This window comes from Bacteroides sp. 51 (assembly GCF_010500965.1).
GTDB lineage: Bacteria > Bacteroidota > Bacteroidia > Bacteroidales > Bacteroidaceae > Bacteroides.
This window is the reverse complement of sequence record NZ_QVMI01000001.1, coordinates 374167-397357: the sequence shown is the minus strand read 5'-3', so window position 1 is coordinate 397357 and position 23191 is coordinate 374167. Positions and strand designations below refer to the sequence as shown.

Sequence of the window (23191 nt, the reverse complement as noted above, 5' to 3'; positions counted from 1 at the left end):
TTGTTTCTTTTACATAAAGTGATTTAACTATATTTATTTTGCCTATAAAACTTTAATATCCATTTGTTCCGTATTCATCTGCGTTATCAATCTGGTTCAGGAAGTCGTAAGAGATGGGGCGCAGATAGTTCAGCGGCGATTTAAATGATGCGGCTGCACGGGTGTTGTATAACGGCAGGCGGGTTTCGAACGCTTTGTGGCGTTTCAACAAAGCCCAACGGCTGAACTCACCACACATTTCGCGTGCGTACTCATCCAGAACGTCGTTCAGTGTAGCATCGGTTTTCAGTTTCATGTGTGCTTCGTAATCGGCTGCGTTGCGGCAAGCGCGTTTGCGTAGTACATTAATATATTCCGTTGCTTTTGCTCCGTTGCCCAATACCTGGTTTGCTTCGGCAGCAATGAGGTAAATCTCGGCCATACGCATGATGAACATATCGCCCACGCGAGCTTGCATATCGCTTCCGTTGTCTAGTCCGTGGAATGACCAGTTGAATTTAGACAATGAAGGGAACAATTGGAAGGAGTTGGTTCCGTCGAATTGAGCCGATTTGTATCTGCCCTGAGCGTCGAACATATCGTCTATGTTCACACAGAAGTAAGCACGTTTAGCTTTTTCGGCTGCGCTCAATGGCACTTTAGACAAATAGATCAGGAAGCGGTCTTCGTCTTCGGCCAATGGATAAGGGTGTGCGAATGCATTCTTGGGTTGAATCAGGTTATCCGCATTTCCGGAATGATCTCCTTTGGGCCATACGTAGGCTTGGGTTGAGTTACCACCGTTGGTTCCGAAAGCATTGATGTCGATATCTACATAAGGGTAAATCTTCTTTCCTATGTGTTCCGATGCAATATTATATTTGGTGCAGAGGGCTTCGGTCAGAGTAGTAATCTTTTTGTCATGTGTTGTTCCCCAGTCGATGATAGAGAACTCGGCAAAAGCGGTAACGAAGGAGTTTTCCCAACGTTTATCGTACTCGGAGAAACAATTTATCAGGTACTGTGAAGGGGCATACACGTTGTTGTTTACACGGCCGTAGAAGTAGTTACTCTTATCGCTCGTTTTATAGAAATCGTCCAACGAATTGGGTTTAGCCATAGTATATGTAGCCAGTTTGTTGGCTGTCCGTCCTGAGGCAACAGAGAAACCGTCCTGTCCGGCATGCGGTCCGGAAGCAACGAACAGTGCTTCTTTGTTCCGTCTGTTGTTGGCATGTGTCCACATATCTTCTATATCGTCATACATAGCGGCGTTGTACGATCCCATGTTGGTGATCAGGTCTTCGGCTACTTCTTTGGCACGTTGCCAGTACGATGTACCGTTTTCGGTCAGTCCTTCGCCGGCACCTTGCGCATAAGCACGAGCCATCAAGCCCAGGGCAGCTTTTTTGGTTACACGAGCATAGTTATCGCCATAGGGAGTTGTTTTCAACACCTGTGATGCTTCTTTCAGGTCGGTAATGATCTGTCCGTAGATTTCTTCGTATGTATTACGCTTGGGGCTGATGATCATGTTATCGCCTGCTTCATCGAGTTGAAGTGTGATTTCGCCATAATGTGTAACAAGTACCAGATAGTAGAAAGCACGCAGTGTTTTGGTTTCGGCTACGAGTGTTTCGATATCTGCCGACACGCCATCCTGGATCTTTTCTGCACGGGCAATAACCGAGTTACAGGAGTTGATCAGCGAATAGGCTTGTTTGAACACCTTGTTGGCCGCATCGTTTACCCCCACCGTCAGTCCTTCATAGTAGAAGTACTGTTGGGTATTGGTTTTGTTTGCCGATGTCAACCAGGTGTCTGTACCTGCTTCGGCAAGTGCCAGGTAGTCGGAAGCTGAGAACATCTGATCGTAAAGTGGTGAATAGCAATAGGTCTGCAATCCCAGCCAACCGTCGAATGTGGCAAGTGTTTCATCACCGGTGATCTGCGTCGGATTGTATTCGTCCAACGAGCAAGAATGTATGGTTACGGCTGCACATAGGGCCAGAGCCGCTTTATATAATATTTTCTTCATCGTATTCAATGATTAAATGATAAGTTTTAGAATGACACGTTTACGCCAAAAACCAATTGTTTGGTGAGCGGATAGTTCAGACTTCCATTCATTTCCGGATCGTAATCTTTCAGCAGATCGCTCTTGGCAAATATGAACGGATTGGTGATGGTTCCATAGAAACGACACTTTTCGAGTCCGGCTTTCTTGATCAACTTCTTAGGCAATGTATAGCCCAGGGTGATGTTCTTGATTTTGATGAAAGAACCATCTACATAATTCAATGCATTGGTGAATGAGTAGCCGTTGCTTACGCCGACGTTCATTGCAGGGAAATCGTTGGTTGGGTTCGATTCTGTCCAATAGCTGAATGCTTTCGGATAGTTGCGACTGCCTGTTGGATCGAAGAAACCTAATAGATCGTAGTTGATCATTTGCCCCCAACGTGCATAAGCGAAGATGCTTAGGTCGAAGTCTTTCCAGAAAAGTGTATTCTGGAAGCCTAGTGTCCAGTCGGGTGAGTTATGTCCAAGCACTTGGTAGTCGCCCGTACCAATGGAATACCTATTATCTTTGTCGTAATAGATTTTCTCTCCGGTTTCTTCGTCTACTTTATACCATTTACCGTCCGATTCTTTGATCAATCCCGGAACATCAAACTTCATATACCCTGGTTCATATCCGAATACGGCGGCATCGGCAGCTTCATCCTTTTGCCAGATTCCGGTTTTCTTAAGTCCGTAGAATGAGTTTACCGGGTAACCGATATTCAAATAGTAGTCAGTATTTGTCTTTTGAATATGGTCGGATACTCCGTCTGTCAGTCCGGTAATCTTTTCTTTGTTGTAGGTGAAAGTTATGGTCGAGTTCCATTTGAAGTCTTTCGTATCGATGTTGCGGGTGTTCAATGCAAGCTCTATACCCCGGTTTTCTGTTTCACAGATATTCATGTTGGTGAGGTAGTATGTGCTGGCGTTGTAAGCTCCGTTGACAACGGGCAGATTGCGTGCCCAGATTACACCGTCTGTTTTGGTGAAATAATAATCGGCTGTTAAGTCAATCCGGTTGTTCAGGAAGGCTGCGTCAAGACCGATATTGGTGTTGTATGACTTTTCCCAGGTGAGATTAGGGTTGGCGTAATTCTTGGAGAACAAATAAGTGGTGTACAACTGGCCTCCTAATTGATATTGGCTTTGTTCCAGGTTTGCACTTGATGAGTATGGATCGATGCTTGCCGTACCCGTTACCCCATAACCTACGCGGAGTTTCAGGTTGCTTAACCACTCGGAAGTGTTTTGCATAAAGGCTTCGTCCGAGATTCTCCAACCGGCAGATACGGCAGGGAATGTGCTCCAGCGATTGTCTTTTGCCAGGCGCGAGCTACCATCACGACGTACAGAACCGGACAGCAGGTATCTTCCTTTATAAGAGTAGCTGACGCGTCCGATGTATCCCATTCCTTTCGACATCTGGTATTCTGTTTCGGACGAAGAGTTTGTTCCGCCGATGTTATGCCACATGTATTTGTTGTCGGTAATGTTATCTTGTTTAGCCAGTGCAATGTCTCTACGGTTGTGGTTCCATGTGGTTACACCTGTTACGGTGAAGTCATGGTCGTCCAGTAATGTAAAGTTATAGGTGACGATGTTTTCCCATTTATAGTTGTAGTTGCGGGTTTCTTTCACCTGGGCATATACATTGCTGTTGGTTCCTGTTGATGCCGCACCGCTCATGGTGTAGTATTGATATGAACCCATGCCTTGGAAATAGTTGTTCCGCGAGTCTTCGATGGCTGCTCCAACGCGAGAGATGATGGAGAGGCCCTTCAGTGGTTTCAATTCAATATAGGGATTGAAGTATACTTTGAAATTCTGGTTCTGGTTTCTGTAAACACTTTGGTCTTGGTTCAGGAGCAAGCTGATTACGCTTTCATCGCTTACGAGTGGGGTGATGTTGACGCTTCCGTCTTCATTGTAGGCTTTACCTAACGGTGAGGATACCAAAGCGTTGGTCAACCGGGCGTAGGCTCTGTTTTGGTGTACATAAGATGCTTGCATGTTGGCTCCTATGTTCAGCCATTTTTTTACCTGATGGTCTACGCGGATATTGGTTGAGTATACTTTATACTCATCGCCTTTGTATTGTCCCTTTTCATCGGCGAAGTTAAGCGAAAGGTATGCTTTTGTTTTTTCTGTTCCGCCCGAAATGGATACACTGTAGTTTTGTGTAAGTCCATCTCCCAGCAGCATATCGGCCCAATCGAGGTATTCGCCTCTTTGGTGTGCCTGGTAGGCTTCGGCGCTGGAGAATATTTTCTCATCGTCGGCTGCGGAAGACCAGTTGCCTGTGGCTGCATTTGCATCGCGCAAGGCTTGCAGGTAGCTATCGCCGCTCCGCATTTTAGGTGTCTTCGACCAGCCGTTTATACCGGCAAAGGCATTGAAGTTGACGGTTGTCTTGCCCGCTTGTCCTTGTTTGGTGGTGATGATTACTACCCCGTTGGCACCTGCCGAACCGTACATTGCGGTGGATGAGGCGTCTTTCAATACTTCGATAGATTCGATGTCGTTGGGGTTTAGTGTAGAATAGTCGCCCGGCATACCGTCGATGATGAAGGTAGGATTACCGTCGGCTGTAAACGAGCGGTTACCGCGCAACTGCATTTTAACGCCTTCACCGGCCTGACCGGATTCGCGTGTGATATCCAGACCGGCTACTTTTCCTTGCAGGGATTGCATGGGGTTGGAGCCTGGGTTCAGAGTGATATCTTCGCTCTTAACGGATACTACGGCGCCTGTAAGGTCGCGTTTCTTGACTGTACCGTAACCGATTACGACTACTTCATCGAGTGTTTTCGCATCTGGTTGCATGCGGATGTTAAACTGGGTGTTGTTGCCAATGGTTACGGATTGTGTGGTGTAGCCAATGTAGGAGATTTCTAATGTCGTTGCACCGGATGGTACGGTGACAGAGAAATTACCATCAAAGTCGGTAATGGTTCCGGTGGTTGTACCTTTTACGTATACGGAAACGCCGATCAATGGTTCTCCGCTTTCATCAACTACTTGTCCTTTAACGGTCTTGGCTTGTTGAGCTAATTCAGCAACGTCTTTCTTAGATACTGCCCAAGCTTGTGTTGAAGCACCAACGATAAGAAGGCACAAGCAGAGAATCAACTTTCCGGTTTGAATCTTCTTTAGCAAGAAAAAATGATTCTTCATAGATTAAATTTTTAATTAAACAATAAATAGGGTTTTCTTTATTTATAACTCAGAATAAGTTCGACTTATAAATTCTGTAGCAAATCATTCGGGGCTGGTATTCGTATTGATGTGCCCATTAAACGAACGTTTAAAGGGCGGTTAAAAGGCAGCATAAAACGATGTGCCCTACTTATTTTCAATTAGGGTGATTACATAAGAACATGATGTTCGTCATTAACTTATAGCATTCATTTTTTGTTAGTTATACATGCGATTTGCTTTTTCTTGCTTTACATTAGATAGAAGAAGCGCTAACAGTGAAAAGAGGATACATTCTTATTTTAACCGCCCTTTAAACGTTCGTTTGTTAATCAGCAGAGCCTAGGATTGGCACCCTTCCACCCTGTTTTCTTGTAAAGACGAAGAATTTAATAATCCTACCAATTAACTGTATACTGGCAATACCAATAAGAATACTAAATTGGCTTGTTGGATCTCAAATGATAAGACATATGTGTAGATTACTTACTGTGCTGTGATATGCCTTCGAAACACCGTTTTGCGTTTGCTGCAAACATCAATTTGCGTTTGCTGCAAAGACAACATCGCGTTTGCAGCAAACGCAGATTGATGTTTGCAGCAAACGCAAAAACCGGCTTACAGGTATCCCTGAGCCGGCTTTTTCTACATGATATGCACTATTTCTTATTATTAATCTTCTTATCGTCCAGCAGGACTGTTGATTTATTTTGATTTATAGCGGATATTCTTCGAAAGCATATAATAAGGTAGACAAATATCGCTCGCCTGTATCCGGTAGTATAGCAACGATTGTTTTCCCTTTATTCTCGGGAAGCAAAGCCAGCTGGGTAGCTGCATATACGGCTGCCCCTGAAGAGATACCAACCAACAGTCCTTCTTTCTTTGCCAGTTCGCGACCTGTACGGATGGCATCATCGCCTGCCACTTGAATAACTTTATCTACCACGTTGGCATTATATATTTTAGGAATGAATCCGGCACCAATACCCTGTATCTTATGTGGTGAGGGTTGCCCCCCCGAGAGTACAGGCGATTCGGCAGGTTCTACCGCTACGATCTCAACCTTTGGATTATGCTTTTTCAGCGCTTCACCCACACCGCTCACTGTTCCACCTGTTCCTACGCCGGCAACGAATATATCGACCTTGCCGTCTGTATCGCGCCAGATTTCTTCTCCCGTAGTGCGTACATGTACGGCAGGATTGGCCGGGTTTTCAAACTGTTGTAGTATAATGGAGCCGGAAATTTCGTTTCTCAGTTCTTCCGCTTTAGCTATCGCCCCTTTCATGCCTGCCGGCCCCGGGGTAAGTACCAGTTCGGCGCCTAATGCCTTCAGCAGGTTGCGACGTTCCACGCTCATCGTTTCGGGCATGGTCAGGATAAGTCGGTAGCCTTTTGCCGAGGAAACAAATGCCAGTCCCACCCCGGTATTTCCGCTGGTCGGTTCGATAATGGTTGCTCCGGGTTTTAGTACGCCCTTTGCTTCGGCATCTTCAATCATGGCCAGTGCAATGCGGTCTTTCACGCTTCCGGCAGGGTTGAAGTATTCGAGCTTGGCTACTACTCTGGCCTGTAAGCCTTTGCTTTCGTTATAATTTGTAAGCTCCAACAAGGGGGTATTGCCCACGAGGTCGGTTAGTTTCTTTGCAATTTTTTCCATATCTGTGGTTTTAAAAGTGACTCGATCTATAATAAGACAAAAATAACCATAAATATGTTCAACTGGAATACGTCATAAACCAGTGAGTTACTTTTTCGTTATACGTCTTCGAGATGGGGATATCCGGAACCTTATCAATACCGAATTCCAGGTAGATACCATCCTTTTGCCTGCGGATAACCTTTACCTGTTCAAAGTTTGCAATAAATGAACGATGGCAACGGAGCACACTCGTATCCGACAGACTCTCTTCGATAGCCTTTAATGAATTACGCAGCATAAACTTCGTAAGGTACCCCTTGTTCATATACCAAATGTATACATAATTATCTGCCGATTCAATATAGAGCAGATTGTTTCTTTTGATAGAAATACGCAACTCATTCTTTTCGTCATAAAAAGAATAAACGTGCTGCCTGGCAGTGCTTTCCAAACGTGCATCTTCCAGGAGTTGCAACCGCTTCTTATTGTCGTTATAGAATAAATACAGATGAATGGCGAAATAGGGCAACAACAATACCAGTGCTGTATTTATGGACGATTCCTTGAACACACTCAGCCACTCCCGCTCCGGGTTAACAGATAGTGTATAGATGGTATAGAACAGCGACATAAAGAAAATCTCCAGCAGAATCCATACCCCATATTGCCCGTACGTAATGGCATGCTTCTTTGCCCGGTAATACATAATCACCCGACTGATGACCACCACAAGCACACCGGTCAGTATAATCAGACTGGAAAATACGAAAAACTTAAATTCCGACACCGGATACCAATGCGAAGAACTGAAAGGCTTGTAGATATTAATGAAGACCAAAGCGAACAACGCCGTCAGCAAAATGAGACGGACGATATTCCCTTTTTCAAAAATAAATCGAGGTATCTTTTGACCTAACATATCTTGTTGCTTCACGTTAAATTGGGGGCAAAGATACTGAATAATGCCGTTTTCATCCGCCCCGTATTCCAGATTTTCGTCCCTAAATAAGGCTTTTTATCCCTTTTAAAGATAGCTTAACCCTCTAATTTGAGAAATTCCGTTTTTCGTTTGTTCTTTGTAGAAAAAGCGCATTAACTATGGATATTTCGATTCGTACCAAACAGATCAGCCAAGTCTTTTCCTTCGATGAAAAGGCCAAATTAGAAGATACCCACCTGGATATTCTTCCCTTTCACTTCGTCCAGACCAGTTATGAGGACGAGATAAAAGCATTACAAAAAGAACTCTCTACCACCGCTTTCTGCCCGGTGACGGATGATTGTATTGACGAGAACCAACGTTTCAATTACACCATATTTACACCCGACCGGACAGAGAAGCAAGACAAAGCCATTCTTCTTCTGCATGGGCTGAATGAACGAAGCTGGGATAAATACCTCACCTGGGCAGAGTATCTGGTAGAGCATACCGGCCGGCCGGTGATTCTTTTTCCAATTGCTTTCCACATGAACCGTAGTCCGATGACCTGGAACAACCCGCGCACAATCCTGCCGTGGGTGAACCTGCGGAAAAAAGAGGTAAGCGGTTTAACCAATTCTACCTTTGCCAACGTGGCGTTGAGCTACCGTATATCCAAGCAGCCTTTGCGCTTTTATGTATCAGGATTGCAATCGGCATATAATGTGCAGCAGTTGGTAAGCGAGATTAAAAGCGGTTCGCATCCTTTATTTAAGGAAGGAACCTCTATCAATATATTTGCCTACTCCATTGGCGCTTTCTTGTCGCAAATCCTATTGCTTGCCAATACCGACGAAATGTTCTCGGACAGCAAACTGTTCATGTTCTGTGGTGGTTCCATCTTTAGTGAGATGAACGGTAATGCCCGCGATATACTAGATAAAGAGGCGTCGGACCGTTTAATGAGTTATTACATAAACGACTTCGCAGCGAGTCGGCGACAAAGTGCCGTTGCCAAGTTTTCGATGCCGCATGGAAACCTGGATGCAGCGCCTCGCTGCTGCCGCTTGGAAGAAGCTTTCCGTATGATGATTTCGCCCGATGAAATGCGTGACCACAGGGAATCTTTCTTTCACTCAGCTTGTCAACGCATACGGGCTATTTCTTTGAAAAGGGATGTTGTTATTCCTACGAAAGGGGTGATTAAGGCACTTGGGGAGTCATCCCGCAAGATATTACAAGAGCTGGATTTTCCTTTTGAGTACTCACATCAGACACCTTTTCCGTTTCGGGCAGGTAAGGATAAAGAAGAAGTGAATCACGCGTTTAGCCGGGTGTTTGGGAGGGTAGCGGAGTTTCTATATTAACGTTATATTGGGCGGTTCGCAAACCGCCCAATGAGCAATATTATTTCAAACTATAAACAACCGTTGTTACACTCTCCGCATCCAAAACAACAGGTTGACCCGCAGTTACCGAACCCTCAACCAGATTCTTACTGCTTGTTGTCGTATACGTTGTAATTGACTTAGGTTCACCCAACCAACCTTCACGAGTCTCATTCAGGCGGACACCCTTATCAGATAAGTTCGTGTAAACAGCCACAACCTTATCACCCTCGGGCGATAACCATGCCGAACCGAAGAAACTGCGCGATTCATTCAGCTCTAAGTCAATGCGGCGATATCCAGGACGGATGAAACGACTGTAATTACCTAATACCCAAAGCGTAGGCATAGCCTGATAAGAACCTTCTTCCTCTATATCGCCATATTCTCCTCCTTTAGGAACGAGTGAAATAAGCAAGAAACGATTCTTGTGTCCCCAGCGTGCTACATCCATGGCGGTCCAGAAGCTCCACGAAGATACATTAGCAATCGTAAGGTCGTTATGTATCACCTTAGACATGTAAAATGCTATATCCATTTCTGATGCCTGATCATAACCCACAAATTCGGATGAACTGTATCCATCGCCCAGCATACTCCATTCGCTTTGCCACACATCGATGCCATATTGCTGCGCTGCTTGTGCTACTTGTTTGCGTACACCACGCATTCCATCCCAGGTACCATCCGTCCAGTAACTATGCCCGCAAATAAGCTTCTTTACGTGGCTTAAGTCGCCGATATAAGCAGATGAACCAGGAGCGAAAAACGATGAAATCACGTTACTTCGGTTTGCATCGCTTTTCGTCTTGTATAAGTATTCCCAATCGCCCGATTCGCCTAATAGGATATCAACCGATAGACTGGAAGTGGTTAGTGCTTTATCAAGTTCACGAGCCAACCTGGCTATCTCATCATTTGTCCACCCGCTACCTTCCTGACCACTTTCCCAATTATATTGAGGCTCATTGACCGGAGAAATATGAGTAACCGGATATCCTTCATCTATATAATGCCGGGCTACACTGGCCATATATGATGCAAAGTCATCGTAACGATCGCTTTTCAGGTTGGATACGCCTCCGCTACCGGAATATCCTTTGCCATTGCTGGTGTACTGTACCGGTGGGGTATTGCTGAAAAGCACAATGTTCTCGCAGCCAAGGGTTTTGGCGCGGTTCAGGAAATAACGTTGTCCCTCGCAGCGCGTCCAGTCGAGTGTCAGGTTATCGGTAAGATAAGACTCGGCACGGCGTGATTTATCTTCAATACCACTGGCATCGCCTTGTTCGGCGGTTCCGCCTCCCAGGTTTACGCGCCACATAGAGAGTCCGATACCTTTGGGCTTACCCGATTCAATTTCAGAGGAGAAAAGCAGTTCACTAATCCCGTTGCGGCTTGAAGTCCAGTACTTGCCTACGTAAGCGGGCGACCAGCAGTCGGAAGCGCCAAACCCGGTAATGGTCTGAAATGTTTGTCCGGCGTTTATTGTTACTGATTTCTCGACGCTTATACCCGGCGTTTCGGTGTCAGGGTTTGTGGGATCGTCGCTATCGCTACAAGCTGAAGAGACTGTAAGCAATAGAAGAGATAGGAGGTGGTATTTGAAAGTCATAATTGTTCATTGTTTGTTGAAAGAAGAGATTGTATATAGAGGGTGTGTCCTGATGGACACACCCTCCTGTGCAGCTATATTCTGCATCACTACTTGAGTGCAGTGCCTCGCTGCCCTATTGAAAACTTAATTCCATCCCGGATTTTGTGTAATTGTACCATTCGACATGGTTATTTCATACAGCGGAATCGGGAACAACAAGTCGCGGTTCTCATTAAACGTAGCTCCCTTGTTGCTTGGTTCACCTTGATTCTCCCACTCATAGATGTCCGCTGTGGCCTGGTTTGTGTTGTATTTTACAAACGTTCCGTTTTCACCCATCAGGTTGCAGATTACTTTCTTGCCATTATCATCCGTCCAACGGCGAATATCGTACAAACGATTGTTTTCGAGCGCCAACTCCAGACGACGTTCCGTGCGGATTGCCTTACGCAAGTCATTACCTCCCGATGTTATCTCGCCCAAACCTACGCGGGCACGTACCTCATTCAGGTATTTTCTTGCATTAGCATCATCGTTCAGTTCATTACACGCCTCAGCATACATTAACAATACATCTGCATAACGCAAAATGCGGTGGTTCAAAGGAATCTTATCAATGTTATATACTTCCGGGCGTTTATCATAAGGCACAAAGAACTTCCGGTTAATGCGGGCAGATTTATGATCTTTCGGGTCAATGATATAGCAATCTTCATCCCAGCCATACTTATCAATATAAGTTTGGTAAGAGGCCATCTTCTTGCTGTTTTCTACAAATACATCAAAGTTATCTTCGCCTGCGATTTCGGTACAGCCGCTTTTAATGATCGTCCATTTCAGGCGTTCGTCATCACCTGCAGCGATAAATGCATTTTCAAGATCACTTGTCGGTTGTCCCCACGACCAACCATCGCCAGGACCATTACGTGCACCGGTTACAACAGTGAGCGAACCACCTAAAGCATATACACCGTCGTACATAAATTGTACCTCGAACACGCCTTCTACACTGTTATTGTGGTCAACAGACCATACATCGCCGAAATTGGGAAGCAGATCGTGTTCCCCTTCGGTAATTACCGATCCCAGTACATCTCGTGCTGATTCCCATTTCTCCTGATAGAGATACACTTTACCCAGCATACCCAAGGCGGCACCACGGGTAGCGCGTCCCATATCACTGCCCGCATACTGACTACGTTGAGGCAAAATAGCGGCAGCATCTTTAAGGTCTTCCTCTATAAACTCATAGATTTCGCTGGCTGTACTGCGGGTAATACCTGTAATCTCTTCCGGCATTAAGAAACCTGTAATCTTAGGCACACCACCAAAGTTCCTAACCAACTCAAAGTAGAAATAGGCCCGAAGGAATTTAGCTTCGGCTATCAACCTATTCTTTATGGTTTCATTCGAAATGGTAGACTTATCAATCCTGTCAATAGCGATATTGCATTTTAGGATACCTTTATACCTATACTGCCAAAAGTTGGAAATAAGCCCGTTAGATTGTCCGTTGCTCTGATAGTGCGCCAGTGCAGTATAATCACTTCCCTGACTTGTATTTCCCATCCACTTATCATCGCTACACATATCCGATAGTAACCATACAGTATTGATCTGCCACCAACCATTGAAGGTCAAAGCATTGTAGCAACCGTTAACGAATGATATAGCCTCCTCTTCCGTCTGGAAGTAGGTATCAAGATTCTCTTTTCCTCTAACGTCTTCTTCCAGAAAGTCCGAACATCCGGCGAGCGTTACCGAGGCAATTAATGCTATTATAAATAATATCTGTTTCATAATCTAGAAGGATTAAAATTTGAAGTCTATACCGAATAGGAATGTACGTGGATTGGGATAAGCTACTCCGTCAATACCTGTTTCAATGACACTGCCTTCATTACCAATTTGCGGACGTTCCGGATCCATACCCGAGTAGTCGGTGATGGTAAACAGATTCTGTGCCGACAGTGAGAAACGAAGTTCCATGCCACGGGTGAGTTTCTTAGGAAGCGTATAACCTACTTGCAGAAGTTTGCATCGCATATACGAACCATCTTCTACATAGAAGCTGGATACACGGGTGTAGTTCTGATTTACGTCGCTGTACGACAAGCGTGGAATATCATTGCTTGTACCTTCGCCGCTCCAAGCCTTTTTCAAGGTTCCTGCATATACATTCTGTCCGTTAACTCCCGAGTAGAGCCCCTTAGTTTTGTTGTAGATATCATTACCAAAGGTGCCGTAGAAGTTAGCTGTAAAGTCGAAGTTCTTGTAGTTGAATCCCAGGTTTACGCCCATCATCAGGTCGGGATAAGGATTACCAATCCAGGTTTTATCGTTTTCATCAATAACACCATCGTGGTTTAAGTCCTTAAAGCGGATATCGCCGGGTTGCGCATCTTTCTGGATAAGCGTTCCGTGTTCGTCGGTATGTGCGTATACATCTGTCCAGTTCTGGAATAACCCATCGGCAACATAACCGTAGAAGCGGGAGATTAATCCACCATCTTCATTGCGGATAATCTGGTCACCATTGAATCCACCGGTGTAGATTGGTCCGTCGCCCGAGAACTTCACCGCTTTGTTCTTTACAGCCGAGAGGTTTACACCTACGTTATAACGGAAATCGGCTACTTTATCGCGCCAGTTCAGGCTCAATTCCCAACCTGTAGCTTTCATACTACCGATGTTCATCCACACCTGGCTGTTCCAGTCGGGATAACCCACTGCAAAGATGTTTTGCTTTTTATAAAGCATGTCCGTAGACTTCTTCTGGTAAATATCGAAAGTTACATCCAGACGTGAATCCAGGAATGACATATCAATACCAAGGTTGTAATCTTCCACCGTTTCCCATTTCAAGTTCTGATTACCAACAGAAGAAAGTGAAGTGCCCGTAACACGGCCCGGAGTTGACCCGAATACATAGTCGGATGAAGTAAGCGTTGTGATATAAGCGGCGTTATCAATATTCTGATTACCTACACGTCCCCAACCTGCACGAATCTTTAGGTTATTGAAGATATTCTGGTCTTGCATGAAGCTTTCGCTGATTACACGCCAGGCTCCTGAAACAGCAGGGAACACAGCATATTTATTTCCTGATGGAAATTTAGAAGAACCATCGGCACGGAGCGATGCGGTAATGTAGTAACGACCATCGTAGTTGTACATCACACGTCCCAGGTAAGAAACAAGTGTGCTGTAACTTGTGTTACCCTCGCCTTTCTGGTTTTGTGTACCGGCATCTACTTCCTGTAAGTTATCTGAAGCATTAGGCACAGCATCACGGGAAGCTTTTACTTTATATTCGGCGAAACGTTCGGCGGTAAAACCGGCCATTGCATTTATATTATGCTTTTTGGCAATGGTAGTCATATAAGAAGCTGTATTTGTCCAGTTCCAATCGAGCCATTCTTTCATTTCGCGGGAAACATTACTCAATGTTGATTCTTCAAGAACATCAATGTGGAATTCCGGTGTGAATGAATCGGAGCGACGGATATGTGCATTAGCTCCAAACTGAGTACGCAGTACCAATCCTTTGATAGGGGTTAACTGCAAATAGGGGTTAACAATGAAACCATACTCGCGCGAATTGGCATTCTGACGGGCAAGTGAACCGGCAGGGTTCCATACCTGGTTATTATGAGAACGTTGATAGTTACTGTATACATTATCTGTCCATTCCGATTCGGGACGGAATACCGGAGTCGTTGGGTCCATTCCCATTGCCGCTTCGAATAGTTCTGGAGTATCATCCCATGATTCCATACGAGGAGCCATATCAAATCCCATCTTCACGTATTTATTGAAGGTATATTCTGTATTTAAACGAGCATTGATCTTATCCCAGTAACCCACGTCATATTGTGAGTTGTTGCGGAAATAACCCAAGCTCAGACTATAGACAAGCTTTTCATTACCCCCCGAGAATCCGAATGAATAGTTCTGTACAAGTGCTGTCTTGTTAACTACTTCGTTCCACCAGTCGGTACCTTCGGCATCGGTGATATTGTCTTTGCTATTCCATACCGGAGTACGGTTGTCGTTCGTATAGCGGGTTTTGAATACTTGTTCGTACTCTGAGGCTTTTGCCATATCCGGATCAGAAAGCGTTTGGAAACCTACTGAGGTGCTGAAGTTGAACTTAGTCTTTCCTGCCACACCTTTCTTGGTAGTAATCAGGATTACACCATTAGAGGCACGTGTACCGTAGATAGCAGCTGCCGAAGCATCTTTCAATATTTCCATGGATTCGATATCGTTACTGTTCAGGAAGTTGATATTCGTACCTACAGGCATACCATCTACTACATAAAGCGGGTCGGTACCGTTTACAGTGGTCACCCCACGGATCAATACTTTGGGCGTTGTACCCGGTCCACCACCACTGGTCACCTGTACACCATTAATCTTACCTTGAAGAGCGTCCATAGCATTACCGGTAGTACTTTCCGTAATCTGCTCCCCTTTCACGGTAGAAATAGAACTGGTCAGGTCACTCTTTTTCACAGCGCCATAACCAATGACAACGATTTCGTCGAGCACTTCGCTTGCTTCTTTCAATACAACATTGATGGAAGTCTGGTTGCCGACACGTATTTCCTGTGTTTCGAAACCGATTGAGGAGAATACAAGTATAGCATCGCTGCTGATGTTCGTTAGTGAATAATCACCGTTGAATCCTGTTATGGTACCGTTTCCGGTACCTTTAACTTGCACAGTTGCTCCGATCAGTGGTTCTTTGTCTGTAGCTGAAGTCACCACCCCTCTTACAGTGGTCTGCGCATAGCCACACAAGCTTATGAGCGCAAGACATAATGATAATATATGCTTTTTCATATTAAACTGGTATTACTTATTAATTAGCGGGAACCAACTTAGCTCTTTCCAAGTGAGCATCGAATATAAGTGTATATTTTCCGGTAGTATTTACGGTTGGTTTAGCCCAATTATCACCTACATGATCAGGTTTTGTCCAAGCCGGGTTAGTGTATACAGCCTCTTTTCCATAATATCCGAAGATTTCAGGCTCGTCCGAGTTATCAACACGCCATGTACAGTAGTTCCACCAACCATTGGAATGCCAATTGTGGATAACAAAGTTCATCGTAGTACCCGCTTCAAGAGACAATGGATCGTCAAGACGGAAGAGGTGTGGATTGGTCTTATCTTGTGTGAAGCGTTTCACATCAGTAGGACCGCTTGTCATATAGCCAAAGTAGAACTCTTGCAACCATGAACCGCCATCCGCCCATGTATCAAGGCTATTTGAACCATATACATGAGGTATAGGGTCAATTGCTTCGGCAATGGTGTATGTTGAAATAGCGTATGTACTGTTGAGGATATCAATTGTGATTTCGTAGTACATATTGGCTTGTTCCAATACAATTGGTTTGGCTACATCAGGATCATCTGTCAGCTTGTTGGTGTCTTCCGGATCAAGCCCGAAACAAATAGGTGTAAACGCACTCTTCTGTGGCAGGAAGAATATTTCGGTACCGGCTTTTTCATTATAATAGTTGGCCTGATATTGGTAAGGACCTGTACGTTCAATGCGCATAGGTACACCAAATACATCACTATTCAGTTCTGCTACTGTAGCTACATCTGCCAGGTACATCTTTTCGAAGTCAGGTAATTCAGATACGGAGATGATGCTGGTCACAGTGGTTTCTTTTCCCTCTTTATCTACAGCCGTAATGGTTACGTTGTGTTCCTTAACCTCATTGGGCAGAATGATTTTCTCAGAGAAGTCAAGGGCTTTCTTTCCCCCGGCATCTACTCTGCGAGGTTCAAATCCGTCTACACCAGGAATTTGGATCGTTACATAGTCCAGGAAGCGATCGTCCGATACAGAGAAGTTGAGGCTGAATTTAGTTTCAGCTTTAATAAGTACGGTAACATTCTTGTCCGGAGCAATGGTAAATGTAGGATTCTCAAAGTCGCCATCCATAGTTACTAATACATCTTGTGACACAGAACGTCCACCCACATCAATTACAGTTACTTTAATCGTGAATTGCTCGCCGATTTCATCCTTCTGGATGTTGAAGTTGTAGCTTAATTCATACGTTTCAAGAGGTTTTTCATAGATCTCAATCAAGTCGATTGTTTTGTTGAGGTTAAGATCTGTACATTCGAGCTGGATTGCTGCGATTCCGTCTTTGTCGCTCACCGCTCCTTCGATCGTGATGGATCGTCCGGCGGCAGTCTGGATATGTTCCGTTGTCAGCGACAGTGTAGGATTCTGTCCGTCTACGTCAGAATATCCATCGTCATCACTACATCCTGTAGCCCATAAAGCCAGCGATAAAAATGCCCATAGTATGGAGGCATTAAATACATGCTTTTTCATAAATATTACTTTAAGTTAAACAAATTGGATAGAGTACATGCTAAAGCATCTCTTTCAAGCTATGGTCAAAGATATAGGGAACTTTTTTTTGAAGTCTTTGTAAATCGTGCAAAGGAGGGACACAAATCTTTCATTAACCGATTTGTGTATCAGAAATACAGAATCTATTCGTATTTTTGGGTTAGTTGAAATGACGAGATTATGAAAAATACACTTTTACTATGCTTCCTGGTGTTCTCAGTGCGTTTATCGGCACAACATTATGCGATTAAACAACTGGGTGTTGAAAAAGGATTGTCCAATAACTATGTGGTCAGTATTGCCCAGGATAAGCGGGGATTTTTGTGGTTTGCAACAGATGAAGGACTGAATAAGTTTGACGGTACACGTTTTATCACCTATTATAAAAGTGAAACGCAAAACGGTCATGGAATCACAGGTAATGAACTGAACTGCTTGCTCGACGACCCGAAAGATTCTATTCTGTGGATTGGTACACAAAGAGCCGGACTGAATGCTTATGACTACGCCAATGACACTTTCACGTTCTATCATCACAATGATTCTGTTTCCGAAAGCATTGTTACAGATGATGTTACTAATATAACTGCTGCTGCCGATGGTAACCTTTGGGTCACTACCTATTGGAGGGGAATAGACTACCTGGATAAAGAAACCGGCCACTTCTCTCATTACAATAAGGAAACTGTACCCGAATTGGTAAGTGACAATGTGTGGGCTGTGGCCGACGGAGGGAATGGGAAACTATATATCGGACATGTACATCATGGATTTAGTGTACTTTCTCTTAAGAATAAAAGGGTGAAGAACTTTATGCATGATCCTAACGATAAAAACAGCTTACCGGGTAACGAAGTACGATGTGTATTCAAAGATGCGAACAATAACATTTGGTTGGGAACGAACAAAGGTCTGGCATTATTCAATCCTGAATCGGAGAATTTCATTCGCTTTAATCCGGCAGACGGTCATCTTTCTCATTATATATTTGATATTCGACAGTTTGATGAGAAGTTATGGATAGCCATGGAGTTCGGTGGAATTGCAATCATGGATTTAACCCAACGCTTATTTCTTTTGCCGGAACAGACTCAATTCCATTATATAAAGGAAGGTGACGACGGATATGGGTTGTCCAACTCAAGTGTACGGTGTATTTTCCAGGATTCATTTAAGAATGTCTGGGCAGGTGTCTGGGGCGGCGGTATTAACTTCTTAAGTAATGAGCAACAGTTGTTTAGTGGTTATTATTATTCATCGGATCAGAACTCGGTAAGCCGACTGAATAATAAAATAGCAAGCAGTGTTTGTATAGATAATCAGTCGAGGCTATGGATCGGTACAGATGGAGGAGGTATTAATCTGTTCGATAAAGGCAGAAGGGTAGCTGTATACCAGGAAGAATATGGTGATTTAAGTGGAAATTCCGTGCAGGCCTCATTGTGCGATTCGGAAGGCAATTTGTGGTTTGGCCTGTTTATGGATGGAGTCAATCACTACGATACAAAGAAAAAAGCCTTCTCCAGGAGCTTCTTGAAGGAAATCCAGCATATAGACGTCCGTTCTTTCTATGAGGATGACCAACATATGCTATGGATTGCTACAAGTAGCGGTATCTATAAGGTTGATATTGCCGGCAAGCGTATTGTTAGCCATCATGATTTTGAGAATAATCTGATAAGAGACATCATAAAAGACTCGCAAGGTCGTCTGTGGGTTGGAACTTTTGGCAGCGGACTAGGCGTGGGTGATGATAGCTTAAAAAACATCCATATATTTAATACAAGCAATCATTTCCCATCCAATACCATCAATGCAATTTATGAGGATAGCAGGAAGAATATATGGATTGGAACCGGCGAAGGGTTAGTACGTTTTGCCTCGTCATCAAACTGGGAGTATATTGTATATCGTCGTGAGGAAGGGTTGGCCAATACTCACATACGCGCCATAACCGAAGATTACAAAGGTAATATATGGGTGAGTACCAATAAAGGTATCAGTTGTTTATTGGTAGATAAGGAGGTGTTCTATAACTTTGATCATTGGGCCAATGTTCCGATGGGTAACTTCATGAGTGGGAGTGTAGCACACGACGCAAATGGAAATATTTATTTTGGTTCTATTAATGGGTTATGCTACTTTGACCCGGAGTTTGTTTTAGCAAAACGTGAAGCGCCTGCGGCGATTATCACAGAGATGAAAATATTTGGCCGTCTGGGCAATACAGGGAGTAATGAAGAAATCGTTGCCTTTAATGAGCAATCGAAAGTAAAACTGAGTTATGTACAAAACAGTTTTAATATCACCTTTAATGTACAGGATTATGCATTGTCCAGTCAGGTGGAATACGCTTATATGCTAAAGGGGCTGGAAGATGCCTGGTACACCGTAACAGACCCCAACAGTGTAACTTTCCGTAATATTCCGCCGGGCGACTACCATTTCCAGGTCAAGACACGCATACGGAATCAGGAGTGGTCGGACGAAATCACCTCTTTAGACATCTATATTGTTCCGCCTTTATGGCTCACTTGGTGGGCAAAAACGTTTTATGTCTTGTTCGGTATATTCATTCTGGTATTTATCCTTGCAGCTTATAAAAAGAGACTGGATATGGAGGTACTATATGATTTGGAGAAGAAAAAGCATGAACATGAACAAGAGTTAAACAATGAGCGTTTACGCTTTTATACGAATATCACCCACGAACTTCGCACGCCTCTGACACTGATACTCGGACCTTTGGAGGATATGCGGAAGAGCAATTCACTTTCTCACAAAGATGCGCAGAAGGTATCTGTCATACATCAAAGTGCCGTCCGGTTGGTGAATTTGATTAATCAGTTACTAGAGTTCCGGAAAACGGAGACGCAGAATAAGAAATTGTGTGTGAGCTATGATAATATGGCTCATCTGGTATATGAAACCGGACTTAAATATAAGGAATTGAATAGTAAACCTGGTGTTGAGATCCATATTAAAGTAGAGAAGGAAGATGTACTGTTGTACTTTGACAAGGAAGTCGTAACCATCATACTGGATAACCTGATCTCTAACGCCATTAAATATACGGAAAAAGGTTCGATTACATTAGAGCTATACAACAAGATGCAGGATAATATTAACTATACCGAAATAAAGATAAGTGATACAGGTTATGGAATCAATCCGGGATCATTACCTCATATATTCGATCGTTATTATCAGGAAAGAAGTGAATATCAGGCCTCGGGTACAGGTATCGGGTTGGCATTGGTAAAGAATCTGGTGACACTGCACGAGGGGGAAATCACGGTGGAAAGTACCTTGAATGTAGGAACTACTTTTTATTTCAGTTTAGTAACCGATAACATTTATCCTCATGCTTTACATGCTGATGCTTCGGAAAAGCCTTCGGAGGAATTGGTTGAGAATGAGGAGACTCCGGAATCATCATTTACCGAGAAGCCCATTCTGTTGGTGGTAGAAGATAATCAGGATATTTGTAATTATATTGTAGAATCTTTCTCCGATGATTTCGATGTAAAGACGGCGGCAAATGGCGGACAGGGAATGGAACAGGCTTTAAACTGTATTCCTGATATCATTGTAAGTGATATTATGATGCCTGTAATGAGCGGGACTGAGATGTGCCGGAAACTAAAAGAGGATGTGCGTACCAGTCATATTCCTGTGATCCTGTTGACTGCCAAAGATTCATTGCAAGATAAGGAGGAGGGTTATCAGGTGGGGGCGGACTCTTACCTGACGAAACCTTTCAGTGCAACTTTATTGCACAGTCGTATTAATAATCTGCTTGAATCCCGCCGTCGGTTGGCCGAACGGTTTAATACAAATCCGGGCTTTAACAAGGAGGAGAAACGAGCTTTGCTGGCACAATCTCTGAACAAACTGGATAATGAGTTTATTGAGAAGATAAACCAGTTGATCGAAGCACGATTGTCGTCCGAGAAGATAGATATAGGCTATCTGGCCGATAATATGTATATGAGTAAGTCTACGCTTTATCGTAAGATGAAGGCGCTGACAGGTATTTCCAGTAATGAATATGTACGCAAAATAAAGATGCAGTATGCTGAACGCCTTTTGTTGGAAGGCCGATATAACGTTTCCGAGGTGGCTTTCAAAGTCGGCATGAACAGTGTGGTATATTTCAGGCAGTGCTTTAAGGATGAATTTGGCATATTACCTTCAGAGTATTTGAAACAGTTGTAAGCTAAAGTTCTATCCTGCCATATTCCTTGGGCAACATATCCATAAATTCTTTATTGATGTTGTCCGGGAAGTCGCGGTGGCGGTCTTTGAATAAGTCCATCAGTGCCTTGTCTTTGAATGCCCAGATATCCATGTCCATATCGACAAGATCTATAGCTACGTATTTTGCCCAGATGCCATTGCTTCCGAAGACGCAATAGCAACCTGTAGTCAGCTGAAACTCTTCGAGTATAATTTCTTCTAATGATTTGGTGTGAGGCAGTGTTTTGTACCAGGGCTGGTTTATGGGCAGGCGGAGTTTGATTTTCGGACTTGATCGTTCTCCGTGTTCATCTTCTATTATTAAAATAAATTCCTCTTCTATGTGGCTGAGCTGGAAACATTCCTGAAGTATCTCAATTTCTTCTTTGACCAATAGTCCCGTAGAAGTGATTCCATATAAGTGATACTCCGGATTAAAAATCATTTGAGGATACTTGCTCCCTGAAAAGATTTGTTCCTTTATGGGCAACCACCTTATGTTATATTCATCGTCGGGTACCCACATTTGTTCAATTAGTTGTCTTATAATCATGGCTCAGTTCTTCCAGATCGTGATCGATCTGCGTGTTTAGCTTGAAGACAAATATGGGCAATTTAGGAGTAAAATACTAATTTTATCAGTAGAAAGTTAAGTTAAATAATGAAAAAAGAATTTACGGCCTAAAACTGTTCTTTTTGGACGATTCCCTTATAGAAAGTACGGCTGGAACGGTAATTTGCCTGGCCGATAAGTCTCCTTTCAATCTCTTAATAAGCAACAAACCGGCAACCTCTCCCATCCGGTATGTTTGGTGGGTGACGGCAGTCAGTGGTGGGTCTACATAGTTCGAATGGAGTTCGTCTGTATAGCCAATAAGCGAGACGTTTTGGGGTATTTGCAAATTACGTTCTTTGATTGCTTTCATGGCTCCAAAAGCAAGGCTGTCGTTCATGGCGAGGATGGCATCGGGTGGTTGAGGCAGGGATAACAGTCGGCATGTTCCTTCGTATCCGGTATCGAAACTGAGGTGTTTGCAGAACACCAGTTCCTTTTCTATCGGTATCTTATGTTCGCGGAGCGCTTGCAGATAACCGTGTTTGCGTTGTTTTACGATTTCCAGATGGTTGGAACCGCCGATGAATCCTACCCGCGTGGAACCGGTGGACAGGAAGTGTTTGGTGGCTTGTTGGGCAGACTCGGCATTATTGGTCACCACGGAAGAGAATTGATTGGTCAGGCATACCCGGTCGAAAAAGACCAACGGGATGTTTTGATCGGCGAGTATCTCAAAGTGGCTGTAGTCTGTCGTTTCCTGAGAGAGGCAGGCAATGATGCCTTCTACGCGAAGATTGATGAGGTCTTCTACACATTGCTTTTCCTGTTCATATTGTTCGTACGAGGAACTGATGATAACCGAATATCCGTTTTTGCGTGCTACATCGCTGATGCCGCTGATGATGGATGAGTAGAAGTGGGTGACGATATCGGGCACAATGATACCAATGATGCGTACCGTGTTTTTTAGTAAGCTGAGTGCAAAGGGGTTTGCCCGGTAATTTCGTTCCTTAGCCAATGCTTTGACGCGCGCGCGCATTTCTTCTCCAATCTCCGGGCTGTTCTTCAGTGCCCTGGAAACTGTGGAAACGGATACACCTAGCTCTTCTGCCAGGTCTTTCAATGAAACGGGTTTACCTTTATTCATATACTGTAGGGGTGGTTCGCGAACCGCCCGATAATGGTTTAATAAATGATGCAATATATAACCCTTTATTGATT

The 23191-nt window shown here is 44.0% G+C and carries 12 protein-coding genes; 2 read left to right on the top strand and 10 right to left on the bottom strand.

Going from position 1 to position 23191, the window contains the following annotated elements; genetic code table 11:
- Positions 1-52 precede the first annotated feature (52 nt).
- The 4 genes from D0T87_RS01375 to D0T87_RS01360 form a co-directional block, all read right to left on the bottom strand.
- A complete protein-coding gene (locus tag D0T87_RS01375; RefSeq protein WP_163172071.1) occupies positions 53-2017 on the bottom strand; it encodes a RagB/SusD family nutrient uptake outer membrane protein in 1965 nt (654 codons plus the stop codon).
- Between the two features lie 26 nt (positions 2018-2043).
- The gene (locus tag D0T87_RS01370; RefSeq protein WP_163172069.1) at positions 2044-5217 is read right to left on the bottom strand and encodes a TonB-dependent receptor; all 3174 of its coding nucleotides are present in this window, start codon (positions 5215-5217) and stop codon (positions 2044-2046) included.
- 736 nt (positions 5218-5953) lie between these two features.
- Positions 5954-6901 carry a cysteine synthase A gene (gene cysK, locus D0T87_RS01365; protein ID WP_163172067.1) on the bottom strand — a complete coding sequence of 316 codons (948 nt, stop codon included), beginning with the start codon at positions 6899-6901 and terminating at the stop codon, positions 5954-5956.
- Positions 6902-6959: 58 nt separating this feature from the next.
- Positions 6960-7802, bottom strand: a complete 843-nt coding sequence (locus D0T87_RS01360; RefSeq protein ID WP_163172065.1) for a LytTR family DNA-binding domain-containing protein — start codon at positions 7800-7802, stop codon at positions 6960-6962.
- A gap of 179 nt (positions 7803-7981) precedes the next feature.
- Between D0T87_RS01360 and D0T87_RS01355 the strand changes: the two genes are divergently transcribed.
- The gene (locus D0T87_RS01355) at positions 7982-9169 is read left to right on the top strand and encodes a DUF6051 family protein (RefSeq protein WP_163172064.1); all 1188 of its coding nucleotides are present in this window, start codon (positions 7982-7984) and stop codon (positions 9167-9169) included.
- Between the two features lie 40 nt (positions 9170-9209).
- Here D0T87_RS01355 and D0T87_RS01350 read toward each other — a convergent pair whose 3' ends face one another.
- The 4 genes from D0T87_RS01350 to D0T87_RS01335 all read right to left on the bottom strand — a co-directional run bounded on the left by D0T87_RS01350 (position 9210) and on the right by D0T87_RS01335 (position 17154).
- Positions 9210-10805, bottom strand: a complete 1596-nt coding sequence (locus tag D0T87_RS01350; protein ID WP_163172062.1) for a glycoside hydrolase — start codon at positions 10803-10805, stop codon at positions 9210-9212.
- Between the two features lie 126 nt (positions 10806-10931).
- Positions 10932-12587 carry a RagB/SusD family nutrient uptake outer membrane protein gene (locus tag D0T87_RS01345; RefSeq protein ID WP_163172060.1) on the bottom strand — a complete coding sequence of 552 codons (1656 nt, stop codon included), beginning with the start codon at positions 12585-12587 and terminating at the stop codon, positions 10932-10934.
- A gap of 12 nt (positions 12588-12599) precedes the next feature.
- A complete protein-coding gene (locus tag D0T87_RS01340) occupies positions 12600-15635 on the bottom strand; it encodes a TonB-dependent receptor (RefSeq protein WP_163172058.1) in 3036 nt (1011 codons plus the stop codon).
- 19 nt (positions 15636-15654) lie between these two features.
- Positions 15655-17154 (bottom strand): hypothetical protein, encoded by a 1500-nt coding sequence (locus D0T87_RS01335; RefSeq protein ID WP_163172056.1) that lies wholly within the window; start codon positions 17152-17154, stop codon positions 15655-15657.
- A 201-nt stretch (positions 17155-17355) separates the two neighbouring features.
- On the opposite strand from D0T87_RS01335, the gene D0T87_RS01330 reads away from it, so the two are divergent.
- The gene (locus tag D0T87_RS01330) at positions 17356-21393 is read left to right on the top strand and encodes a two-component regulator propeller domain-containing protein (protein WP_163172054.1); all 4038 of its coding nucleotides are present in this window, start codon (positions 17356-17358) and stop codon (positions 21391-21393) included.
- Position 21394: 1 nt separating this feature from the next.
- On the opposite strand, the gene D0T87_RS01325 is transcribed toward D0T87_RS01330, so the two are convergent.
- A complete protein-coding gene (locus D0T87_RS01325) occupies positions 21395-21967 on the bottom strand; it encodes a hypothetical protein (protein WP_163172052.1) in 573 nt (190 codons plus the stop codon).
- 121 nt (positions 21968-22088) lie between these two features.
- Entirely contained in the window at positions 22089-23117 is a 1029-nt protein-coding gene (locus D0T87_RS01320; RefSeq protein WP_163172050.1) for a LacI family DNA-binding transcriptional regulator, read from the bottom strand.
- Positions 23118-23191: the final 74 nt, after the last annotated feature.